The sequence below is a fragment of the Fibrella arboris genome (assembly GCF_041321095.1).
Classification (GTDB): domain Bacteria; phylum Bacteroidota; class Bacteroidia; order Cytophagales; family Spirosomataceae; genus Fibrella; species Fibrella arboris.
Window position 1 is genome coordinate 286,499 of sequence record NZ_JBGGWE010000005.1, and the last position, 13,037, is coordinate 299,535.

The window sequence follows — 13,037 nt, forward strand, 5'->3', positions numbered from 1 at the left end:
CGGGGGCTACGCTTTTTTTATTGCTTTTTCCAGGCACGTGGCTAGCAGAATATGTTAACACAATGCCACTGATATCCAACTACTTATGTCAACATATGAAAAGAAGTATACAAAAATACTTAAAAATAATACGTTGTCTCTTTTCCGTAATACTACTCTGCCTGCTTCATGCAACGGTATCGGCCCAGATTTCTGGCACGGTTTTTAGAGACTTCAACGCCTCGGGCACCCGGGAAACGCCCGGTGAAGTTGGCGTAGGCGGCGTTACCATAACCGTCACCGGTGCAAACGGAGTGGTCAACACGGCTACGTCAAGCACAGTCACGGCCAGCCTGGGTACGTATAGCGTAACCCCTACAGGAACAGCCCCTTACCGGGTTCAATTCGCCAGTCTCCCGGCCGGTTATTTCACTGGCCCTGTGAGTACGGGCAGTGGGTCAACGATCCAGTTCGTTGCCACGGCTACAGCCACAAACATTAACCTCGGCGTCAACTATCCGGCTGATTACAGTCAGGCGAACCCGTATTATCTGGTTCCCTGCTACGTGAGTGGTGACCCCACCAGTGCAACGGGCAACTCAGGGGCCCAGGGTGTGCTGGTAGCGCTGCCGTACAACAGCACGGGTAATGCGCCGGCAGAATTCGCGATTTCACAAAACAGCCAGGTAGGGACCGTCTTTGGCCTTGCCTTTCAGCGGGTATCCAAGCATGCGTATAGCGCTGCCTTCGTTAAACGGCATTCGGGTTTGGGTCCGGGGGGCGCGGGAGCCATTTACCTGACCAGACCGACCAACGCCGCTTTTACCTCGTTTACGTCTACCGTATTTACCACGCTGCCAATGGCCGTCACGGTATCGTCGAACAGCGCGCGTACGCTTCCGGGCAGCACGACGGTGCTGAGTCAGGACGCCTCGGTTTTTGGGCAGGTCGGCAAAACGGGACTGGGCGACATTGAGCTGTCGGAAGATGGTTCACAGCTCTACGCCGTGAACCTGTCCGATCAGAAACTGTACCGCATTCCGATCAACAACCCAACCTCGACCAACCCTACGGCCAACACCGCCGGGATCACCAGCTTCAGTATTTCAGGTTCCGCCTCGGTTTGCCGGACGGGTAGTGTCTTTCGTCCTTTTGCCTTGAAAGGCTATCGCGACAAGATGTATATCGGGGGGGTTTGTACGAACGAAAGCGTGCCGACATCGACCACGATCAATTTCGGCGCAGGCTCAGTAGCGGGCAATTTATACACCCGCGACACAACGGGCATGAAGGCCGTCGTCTATGAATTCGACCCGGCGACCAATGCCTTTACGTCAGTACTGTCGTTTCCGCTGACGTATAAAAAAGGAGCTACCAACAACGATAAAACAGGCGTTGACCGGGCTACCTACTGGCTCCCCTGGACCGACGTTGTGCCTGGCAGTACCGCTGTTCCGTCCCGTTTTGCCCGCGCCGACCTGCCCAATGCAACGTACCCACAGCCCTGGCTTACGGGGATCGAATTCGACGTGGACGGGGCCATGATTCTGAGTATCCGCGACCGGACCGGCGACCAGTTTGGCAACAATAACTACGGCCCCACCAACACGACCCTGTACCGGGTAATTGCGCCCGGCGATATTCTGCGGGCCGGCAAGTGCAGCCCCACCGCTACGCAATGGACGATGGAATCGAACGCCACGGTGTGCGGCGTCACGTCGCTGAGTGGTGTCAACAACGGGCAGGGTATTGGTAATGGTGAGTTTTATTACAGCGACGCCATTTCGCAACCGAATACCACCAGCCCTTTCCACACAGAAATGAGCGAAGGTGCGCTGGCTCTGCTTATGGGCAGCGGCGAGGTGTCGTCGATCGTTCTTGACCCGACCGACCAAATCGACGCGGGCGGTATTCGTCGCTTTAAGAATTCGGATGGATCGTCTAGCCCGTCAACGAGCGTACAGATTTATCAGAGTACGGACGTGGCCACCTATGGCAAGGCCAATGGCCTGGGCGACATCGAGTTATCGTTCGACCCTGCGCCGATCGAAATTGGCAACCGCGTCTGGAACGACGTCGACAAAGATGGCATTCAGGACCCTGGCGAAACCAGTTATGCCGCTGTTTCGGGCCTAACCGTGCAGCTCCTGCAGGGGACCACCGTTATCGCGAGCACTACCGTTTCGGCCACAGGTACGTATCTGTTCAGCAGTGCCACCACCACGGCCATCCAGCCCAATACGGCTTACCAGGTCAAACTGGTTATACCCACGAGTACGTCGTTGCTCGTTACGTCGACCGCGTCAGGAACCAACTCGTCGATCGATTCGGATGCCAGTTTAGCGGGTGTTGTTTCGCTGACGACCGGTGATTACGGCGAGAATAATCACACCTACGATATTGGTGTCTTTGTATGTACGACGCCGACCGGAACCACCTCGTTTACCAATGCGACCTGTTTCAATGGTGTCATACAGACACCGGTTCGTATTGCCGTAACGTCAATCGCCAATGCTACCCAGGCCAACATTTCGCCCGGAAGCGCCTATACGCTGGCGGCGGGTTTCAACGACCCCACCAACCAGACAGTGACCAGCGCAGCCGTGTCATTCTCCGGGCTCACGGGCGGGACCACGTACACCGTCCGGCTCTTCAACGGGGCCACAACCTGCTTTCAGGATTATGTAGTCACGGTGCCTGCGGTTGCCTGCTGCGGCATTTCGCTGACCAACGTGGTAGCTGGCGTCTGTAGTACCACCAACAACCAGTTCAACACAACGGGGACCGTTCGGCTGAGCAACGTACCGGCGGCAGGTACGTTGTACGTAAGCAATGGTGCCTACGCCCAGACGTTTGCGGTCACTACCTCGACAACGGCGGTGTCGTTTACGTTCGTGGCCGAATCGGACGGAGTAACGCGGACCATCTCGACTTCCTTGGCCAGTTGCGGTACTGCCTCAACCACAGTGGCCAGTCCGGCGACCTGCTTTGTCGCCTGCGCGGCTAGTTGTAGCACGGTTGCCGTTACCCGGTATGGATCAACGGCCCTCGCCAACGCGCAGTTCAAATACATTGGCCTGGGGACTGAAGCTCGCTACGGCAATAACAGTCTGACTGGCGCGTATGAACTGGATTTTTACCGAACCACGCCGACTTCGGCCACACTGGCCAATGATCAGTACACGTGGGGGAATAACACGGTAAACTCGTTCACGCTCACGTACAACCCTTCGCTTCAGGGTGATAATCGAACCGTCTTTACGCTCTCGTCGGGGACGGGGCAAACGGCGAGCATCCAGGTCAATCCGCAGACACCGCCTGATGCCCTGCCTATTCCGCTTCAGTTCAATGCCATTCAGCTTTCCGTTCAGGCCAATAACCTGCTTTCGTCAACCGGTCAGGTAGCTGGTTTAGCCCTGAATGGTATACCGCTCAATCAGGGCCTGTCGGCAACCAGCACCCTTACGTCCACAGGTATTGACAATATCATCCTGCGTTCGTCCCAACTGAATCAGGCGTTCACCCTGACGGGCACGATCACATTCAGCTGGCTCATCACACCACCAACCGACCTGGCCGTCAACCTGCGACTGGGCGTGGTCAATGATTGTGTCGTGCCGCCAGTTACAACGGTCAACAGTGCGACGATCGCCTGCCAGGCTACATCGACCACCCTGACGGCCACCAGCAGCCAGACCGGCCTTACCTACGCCTGGACGGGTCCAAACAGCTTTACGGCCAACACACAGAGCGTTACGGTAACGGCGGTAGGTACGTATACCGTGGTGGGAACCAACCCACAAACAGGTTGCTCGAGCACGGCTACGGCCACAGTGACGCAAAACCCATCGGTCACCGCCACGGTTTCGGCCCTGCCGGGCGCCACGATCTGCCAGGGCGCTTCGGTTACGCTTAACGCGAATGCCAGCGGTGGCACAGGCTTCACCTATACCTGGTCACCCGCCGGTACAGGTACGTCGCCATCCGTGATTGTCTCGCCAACGGTTACCACGACCTACTCCGTAACGGTCACGAATGCTACCAACTGCTCGGCGGTCACGGCGGCAACGATCACGGTCAACCCGGCCGTGACGGTAACAGTGGCCAGTCAGACCATTTGCAACGGAACGGCGGCTACGTTAACGGCCAACGCAGTAGGCGGAACCGGCCTTACGTATGCCTGGTCGACAGGAGCCAGCACATCGGCCATCACGGTATCGCCCACCAGCACGACGCCCTATACCGTAACGGTAACCAACAGCAACGGTTGTTCCGGCACGGCCACCGCCACGGTTACGGTCAACCCTGCCGTTACAGCGGTGATCACGGTCAGTCCGGGAAACACCATTTGCCAGGGAACGACGACCACGCTGACCGCCTCGGGTGGGAACGCCTATCGCTGGTCGACGGGTGCTACTACATCAGCCATTACGGTATCACCCACCAATACAACCGTTTACAGCGTGACCGTCACCAATGCCGCGACCAGTTGCTCGGCGATCACGTCGGCAACGATTACGGTGAATCCGGCGGTAACGGCCACGGTCGCCAGCCAGACCATTTGTAACGGAACCGCAGCTACGCTCACGGTCAACGCCAGTGGCGGAACGGGCTTTACCTACGCCTGGTCACCCGCGGGGACGGGTTCAACCCAATCAGTCGTTGTGTCGCCAACGACCACGACGGCCTACACCGTCACTGTTACCAACGGAAACGGCTGTTCAGCCATCACCAGCGCCACGGTTACAGTGAATCCGGCGGTGACTGCCACGGTGGCGAATCAGGTCATCTGTAACGGCACATCGGCTACGCTCACGGCCAATGCAAGTGGGGGCACGGGCTTCACCTACACCTGGTCGCCGGCCGGCACAGGTACGTCACAATCAGTGATTGTGTCGCCAACGGTAACGACGGCCTACTCCGTAACGGTAACCAGCAACACCAGTTGCTCAACGGTGGCCACGGCGACCGTCACGGTGAATCCGGCGGTGACGGCTACGGTGGCGAACCAGACGATCTGTAACGGACTGACCGCCACGTTATCCGCTGCCGCCACGGGAGGCGCGGGCTTCACCTATACCTGGTCAACGGGTGCCAATACGTCGGCGATAACAGTTTTGCCCACCAGCACCACGACCTACAGTGTAACGGTCACCAACAGCAACGGCTGCTCCGCCATTGCTTCCGCGACGGTGACGGTGAATCCGGCCGTGACGGCTACCGTAGCCAGTCGGACCATTTGCTACGGAACGTCTACCGCGCTGACGGCCAACGCGTCTGGCGGAACGGGCTTTACGTATGCCTGGTCACCAACGGGTACCGGCTCAACCCAAACGGTGACCGTATCACCGCTTACTACTACCACTTATTCGGTGACGGTCACAAACGGCACGGGCTGTTCAGCCATTGCCACGGCGACAGTGACCGTGAACCCGGCAGTGACCGCCACGGTGGCAAACCAGACCATCTGCCCTGGCACGTCAGCTACCCTGACAGCGAGTGCTTCCGGCGGAACGGGCTTCACCTACACCTGGTCGCCCGCCGGTACAGGTACGTCCCAAAGTGTGGTGGTGTCGCCGACAGTAACCACGACCTACTCGGTAACGGTCACCAGCAACACCAGTTGTTCGACGGTGGCCACAGCGACCGTCACGGTGAATCCATCTGTGACGGCGACGCTCAGCAGCGCTACCATCTGTACCGGCAACTCGGCTACGCTCATCGCTACGGGAGGCGTTAGTTATCGATTTGGCCCTGGCAACACGAACACCACCGGACGGTTAGCCGTTTCGCCAACCACCATCGGCGCCAACCCGTATTCGGTAACGGTCACGTCGGCCGAGGGCTGCACGGCGGTAGCCACTGCCAGCGTACTCGTGAATGCGTTGCCGCAACCCACCATCGCAGGCACGGCAACGCTTTGTGCCGGACAGCCCATCTCCCTGACCGCCTCACCAACAACGGGCCTCACCTACGCCTGGAGCGGACCGGGGGGCAATCTGGGCAGCTCGAACCCGCTAACGATCGCCAATAGTACGTCGGCCAACTCAGGTACGTATCAGGTGCTGGTGACCGATGCCAACGGATGCACGGCGACGGCCAGCTATAACGTAACCGTGAAACCGGTGCCCGTAGTACAGATCATCAACACCAGTATCACCTGTTCGAACAATCAGCCAGCGGTCGCCATTTCGACGCAGGTAACGGGCGGTTCACCGCCGATCAGTTATGCCTGGTATCGGTCGGGTGCCGCGGGGGTTATTTCAACCTCACCCAATCCGGTGTTCAGTACGCCCGACACCTACAGCCTGATCGTGACGGATGCCAGCGGCTGTTTGAGCAATACGGCTACCGTGACTGTCATGACGCCCGATCCGCTGGCGGTGAACACGCAGACGGTCAATGCGCTTTGCTTCAACGCGCAGGGGCGCATCACGGTAACAACCAGCGGTGGCATGGCGCCGTATACGGTTCGGTATTTTAATAGCGGTGGGCCGATCTCGACCACGACTACATCGGGCGTAAGTACGCTGCAAACGGTGGCCGGGAGCTACACGATCACCATCACCGACGCCAATGGCTGTGCGCTCACGCAGACGGCGGCCATTACGCAACCTCCCCTACTGGCCGTATCGCTCACCAGTGGCGGTCCCGTTTGTGCCGGACAGACTACGGGTACCATTACCAGCTCTGTAACGGGAGGCACGCCGCCTTATTCGTATTCCTGGAGCAACGGGGCAACAACGGCTAACCTGAGCAACCTGCCTGGCGGTAGTTACTCCGTTGTTGTCACGGATGCAAATGGCTGCGTATCGTCGCAGACGATCACCATCGCGACCAATCCGCTGCCCAACGCGCCAACGGTCAATGTGACCCAACCTACCTGCGTGACCCTGACGGGTACGATTCAGGTGCTGACGCCCGCCTCCGGTGTACAGTACAGCTTCAACAACGGCATTTCGTATCAGGTGTCTCCCACGCTGTCGGGCCTGCAACCAGACGTGTATCAGCTTCGGGTAAAAGACAACAGCACCGGCTGCGTATCACTGCCCACCAGCGTCACGATCAACCCGGTTCCTTCGCCGCCAGTGGCCTCTATTGCGGGGAATACGGTGTACTGCGCGGGCGTCCCGATCAGCTTAACGGCCAGCCCGACCACTGGTGTCACCTACGCCTGGAGTGGTCCGGCCGGTAGTTTGGGCAGTGCCAATCCATTGGTCGTCGCTACCACGTCAACGGCGCAGTCGGGTACATATCGGGTAACGGTAACGGATGCAAATGGCTGTACGGCAACGGCTTCGGCCACCATCACCGTCAACCCGGCCGTTACGGCGGTGGTCACTAACCAGACCATTTGCGCCGGTCTGTCGGCAACACTGACGGCGTCGGGCGGCACCACGTACCGGTGGGTCACCGGGGCTACAACGGCCACGATCGTCGTTTCGCCCGCCACCACTACCCCCTATGCTGTCACCGTCACCAACGCCAGTGGTTGCTCGGCCGTTGGTACCGGCACGGTGACGGTGAACCAGTCGATTACGGCTACGGTCAATAGCGCCACCCTTACCTGTCAGGCCCCTACGGCTTCGCTGTCGGTAACCAGCAGCCAGACGGGGCTGACGTACCAGTGGACGGGCCCGAATGGGTTTACGGCCACGACGCAGCAGGTTTCGGTAACGTACCCAGGCACGTATACCGTGGTTTCGACGAACGCCCAAACGGGTTGCGCCGCCACCACGACCACCACCGTTTCCCAGCTTGCGGGCGTGGAAGTCACCCTGTTCACGCAGAGCAGCTGCCTCAATAACGGCACCGACGCAACGGCCACCGACGACTATTTCACCGTGACAATCCAGGCTACCAATGGTACGCCGGGTGCGGCCGGGCGCTACGAAGTGGTACTGGGTGCCGACGCCAATGGGCTGGGGGGCACGGTGCTCAACCCCGGCGGTACCCTCTACGGCAGCCCGGCGACAGTGGGTGGTGTCGGCCAGCCCAACGCCAGAGGCTTTCTCGCCAATAACTCATCTATCTATTCGCTCTCTATACGCGACAGCAATGCTACCAGTGGAAACTCTGGCTGTCGTAGTACTCGCCTTACTGGTCAGGTGAGTCCGTGCTCGTCGTGCTTACCACCGCTGTGCCAACCGGCACGTATCCAAAAACAGTAACCAAACTATCAATTCATTACTAATCAAGTATTTAACCAAGTGTATTTATGAAAAACGTCTCTTGTCTACTACGCTGGCATTATTGCCTGCTGTTGCTGGGCCTCCTGAGTATCTGCTCAAGAGCTCTGGCCGCACCGCCACGACATCCGGCAAGTCTGGCTGGCCCTACTCCGCCGGGCAACTACGTTTTCCGTGACGACAACCAGAACAACATTTTCGACGCGGCAGAACCGGGTATCCCTAATGTGCAGGTGAATCTGTACACCAGCGACGGGGTGCTGCGTGAAACAACGCTGACTACCGCAACGGGTCAGTTCTCGTTTACCAGCACCATTCAGCCAAATACCAGCTATGATATTCGGATCACCGGAGCCAATGCGCCCGCGAACCGCAAGCTGGTACTGGCCAACCAGGGAAGCGATGATTTTGCCGACAGTGATGCCAGCCTGATTGGTAACACGGCGGTAATTGTCGCCCAGAGTAGCCCCACCGGTACGTTGGCCAACAACTTCGGTTTTGGTTTTGCCGCCGGCGACCCGGACCTGTCGCTCACCAACGTCAGCGATAGCTACAGTGTTACCAGAGGTGCCACGGCAACCTGCACCATCACGGTCACGAACTTTGGCGGCAGCACGGCCTCGAACGTAGTGATCCGCGATACACTCGACCTGGGCCTTGACTACGTGTCATCATCGCCTACCGGCACTACCGCGCTGCTCGGCACAGGTCAGGTACAGGTTACCTGGTTGCTGGGTACGTTGGCGGCCGGTGCGTCGACCAATTTTTCGGTTACCACTCGGGCCATCAACGATGGTGTGCTGTCGAATACCGCCGGTGTTTCGTCGGCCTCTGCAGATGCAACACCCCGCAACAATGTAGCCCGCACCTGCTTTACGGTACCGGTCAAACTTTGCGCAGGCGACACCTACGTCACCAGCCTCTCGGCTAACCTGACCAATATTGAATGGTTCCGGGATGGGGTTTCGGTTGGCACGGGCAATAGCCTCACCATTGCGACGGCAGGTACGTATAGTTACACCTCGACCACGGTCGGAACCGATTGTCAGGCCGGTAGCTGCTGCCCAATTATCATCTACAATGGCGCCCTGCCCAATCTGAGCGTTACGCTGGCCAGCGCCTCTATCTGCGCCGGTGAATCGACGGTACTATCGGCTTCTGGCTGTACGGGTACGCTGGCCTGGAACACGGGCGAAACCACAACGAGCATCACCGTTTCGCCACTCGTGACAACCAGCTATTCGGTAACCTGTTCGCCAACCGCGGCCGATGCCTGTCCGGCCTCAACGACAGCCACGGTAACGGTGAACCCGTCCGTAACGGCTACGTTGAGCAGTGCCACCATCTGTGATGGCACCAGCGCAACGCTCACCGCCACGGGAGGTACCTCCTATCGTTTCAGCGATGGCACCACCAATACGACTGGCCTGCTGGCTAGTTCACCAGCCATCACCACGACCTATAGCGTGACGGTTACCAACGCATTCGGCTGTACGGGTATCGCTACAGGTACGATCACAGTAAACCCGGCGGTAACGGCAACGGTGGCCGACCAGGTCATCTGTAACGGTACTACAGCCACGCTGTCGGTGACGGCAGCGGGTGGCACGGGCTTCACCTACAACTGGTTACCAGCTGGTACGGGCACTACTCAGACCGTGACCGTCTCGCCAACAGTGACTACCAACTATTCGGTAATAGTCACCAATAGCGATGGCTGTTCGGCCGTGGCCACCGCTACCGTGCTGGTCAACCCGGCCGTTGTAGCCACCCTGAGCAGCGCCACCATCTGCGATGGCACCAGCACTACGCTCACCGCCCTGGGCGGCACCTCGTATCGCTTCAGCGATGGCACCATCAACGGTACCGGCCTCTTCGAGGTAGCGCCGCGCCTCACCACAGCCTACAGCGTGACGGTGACGAACATTTACGGATGTACAGCTATCGCCACAGGCATCGTGACGGTCAACCCGGCGGTAACGGCAACGGTAGCCAGCCAGACCATCTGCGACGGCACCACGGCCACCCTGTCGGTGACGGCAGCAGGCGGCACTGGCTTCGTTTACAACTGGTCACCAGCCGGCACAGGCAGCACTCAGACGGTCAGCGTCTCGCCAACAGCGACTACCACCTATTCGGTGACGGTGACCAACAGCGACGGCTGCTCAACAACCGCCACCGCCACAGTGACGGTCAACCCAGCCGTGACGGCCACGGTAGCCAACAGCACCATTTGCTATGGCACGTCGGCTACGCTGACAGCTACGGCCACAGGCGGCACGGGCTTTACCTATACCTGGTCACCGGCCGGCACAGGTACGTCGCAGTCAGTAACGGTATCTCCGCTCGTCACAACCAATTACTCCGTGACGGTCACCAACAGCTTCGGCTGTTCGGCCATCACAACCGCCACGGTAACCGTGAACCCAGCGGTGACAGCTACGGTAGCTGACCAGATCATTTGCGACGGAACATCGGCGGTTCTTTCAGTGACGGCTTCAGGAGGCACCGGCCTAACCTACGCCTGGTCGCCAGTTGGTACGGGCAATACCTCATCGGTGACGGTTTCACCAACGGTAACGACGGTTTATACGGTAACGGTGACCAACAGCGATGGTTGTTCAACAACGGCCACGGCCACGGTAACAGTGAACCCATCCGTGACGGCGACGCTCAGCAGCGCCACCATCTGTGATGGTACCGTTGCTTCGTTAACGGCGACAGGAGGTACAGTATACGCGTTTAGCGATGGCACCATCAACGGCACCGGTAGCTTCACGGTATCACCAGCCACGACCACGACCTATAGCGTAACCGTCACCAACGTCTTCGGTTGTTCAGCCGTAGCGACGGGTATTGTCACGGTGAACCCAGCGGTAACGGCAACAGTGGCCAGCCAGACCATCTGCTACGGCACCTCTGCCACGCTGACAGCCAATGCAACGGGTGGTACCGGCTTTAGCTACGCCTGGTCTCCAGTAGGTACCGGTTCAACGCAGTCGGTCGTTGTCTCACCAGCGATCACCACCAACTACTCGGTAACGGTGACCAACAGCTTCGGTTGTTCGGCCGTAACTACAGCCACAGTCACGGTGAATCCGGCTACGACGGCTACGATCGGTGTTGCGCCAAGCCAGACCATCTGCCAGGGCAATACGGTTCAGCTGACGGCCTCGGCCACGGGCGGCTCTACCTACAGCTACCTCTGGTCAACAGGTGCGGTTACGCAGGCAATCTCTGTTACGCCAACTATCACCACCGGGTACTCGGTGACGGTGAGCAACACAGAAACAGGCTGCGCGGCAGTAGCGTCAACGACCATTACGGTGAACCCAACGCCAGTGCTGACGGTCAACAGCCCAACGATCTGCCAGGAATCAACGGCGATCCTGAGCCTGACCGGCTGCACAGGTACCGTTACCTGGTCGACAGGCACAACGGGGGCTACACTGGAGGTAACGCCGTTCCAGACAACGGTTTACTCGGCAACCTGTGTACTGTCTACGGGCTGTTCAGCCACGATCTCGACAACCGTGACCGTAACACCTGCCCCAACGGTTCAGGCGCAGAATGTAGTGGCCACGCGGGCAACGTGTAACGGAGCTACGGCGAACAACGACGCGAGCATTGCGCTGACGGGCATGCAGAACACGGTGCGGGTGAGCATCTCAGCGGCCGACGGCACTACCCTGCCTGACTTCGCCAGTGCATCGCCAGTGACGGGTGGCGCCTTTACGTTCACCAACCTGCCGAACCCAACGCAGCGGGTAACGTACCTGATTCGCCTCTACGGCGTTGATGGCGGTTGCACCAGCACGGTAACGGTAACGCTCGACCCGGCGGCCTGTACCTGCCCGGCACCGGGTTGCGTACCGATCATGGTTCGGAAGATCAGGTAGTGATCAGACCGAACTGGTTTCGATAGTGTGAAGAAAGCCTCCTGCTACACAGCAGGGGGCTTTCTTGTGTTTGGTGATCAGGTGGTTGCCCTCAACTTTTACCCGGAATTGTTTGTTAGCCATACAGACACATTGGGGCTAAAAGCGTACCTTTGCCCCTTCATTTTAGCTGACACATATAAGATAATATGCTATCCATCAGTAACTTACAGGCCTCCATTGGCGATAAGCAGATCCTGAAAGGCATCAACCTGGAAATCAAGCCGGGTGAAGTGCACGCCATCATGGGACCGAATGGTTCGGGTAAAAGTACATTGGCGTCTGTCCTGGCCGGGCGTGAAGATTACGAGGTCACCGGTGGCCACGTTGATTTCGACGGCAAAGATTTGTTAGATATGTCGGCAGAAGTGCGGGCGGCGGAAGGCATCTTTCTGGCGTTCCAGTACCCCATCGAAATTCCGGGCGTCAGCACCACGAACTTTCTAAAAACAGCCCTGAACGAGATTCGCAAGTACCGCGGCCTGGACCCACTCGATGCCGTTCAGTTTCTGAAACTGATGAAAGAGCGGATGAAGTTCGTGAACATCGACCAGTCGCTGCTGAGCCGGTCGCTGAACGAAGGGTTCTCGGGTGGTGAGAAAAAGCGGAATGAAATTTTCCAGATGGCCATGCTCGAACCGAAACTGGCGATCCTCGACGAAACCGACTCAGGCCTGGATATCGACGCGCTTCGCATCGTTGCCGAAGGCGTGAATAAACTTCGCTCGCCAGAACGGTCGGCGATCGTAGTGACCCACTACCAGCGCCTCCTCGACTATATCGTGCCCGATTATGTGCACGTGCTCTACAAAGGCCGGATCGTCAAATCAGGCACCAAAGAACTGGCCTACGAACTCGAAGAAAAAGGCTACGACTGGATCAAAGCCGAAGTAGAAAGCGTATAAAAGAGTTTACTGTTTACTGTCTTCAG

Annotated in this window: 3 protein-coding genes; all 3 read left to right on the forward strand. The window is 58.4% G+C overall.

Going from position 1 to position 13,037, the window contains the following annotated elements:
- Window positions 1-95: 95 nt before the first annotated feature.
- The gene (locus ACAW75_RS11015) at window positions 96-8,150 is read left to right on the forward strand and encodes an SdrD B-like domain-containing protein (RefSeq protein WP_370728769.1); all 8,055 of its coding nucleotides are present in this window, start codon (window positions 96-98) and stop codon (window positions 8,148-8,150) included.
- 47 nt (window positions 8,151-8,197) lie between these two features.
- Window positions 8,198-12,067, forward strand: coding sequence for a beta strand repeat-containing protein (locus ACAW75_RS11020; RefSeq protein WP_370728770.1), 3,870 nt, complete (start codon window positions 8,198-8,200; stop codon window positions 12,065-12,067).
- Window positions 12,068-12,255: 188 nt separating this feature from the next.
- Complete coding sequence (sufC, locus tag ACAW75_RS11025; protein ID WP_207332571.1) at window positions 12,256-13,011, forward strand: Fe-S cluster assembly ATPase SufC; 756 nt, start codon at window positions 12,256-12,258, stop codon at window positions 13,009-13,011.
- Window positions 13,012-13,037: the final 26 nt, after the last annotated feature.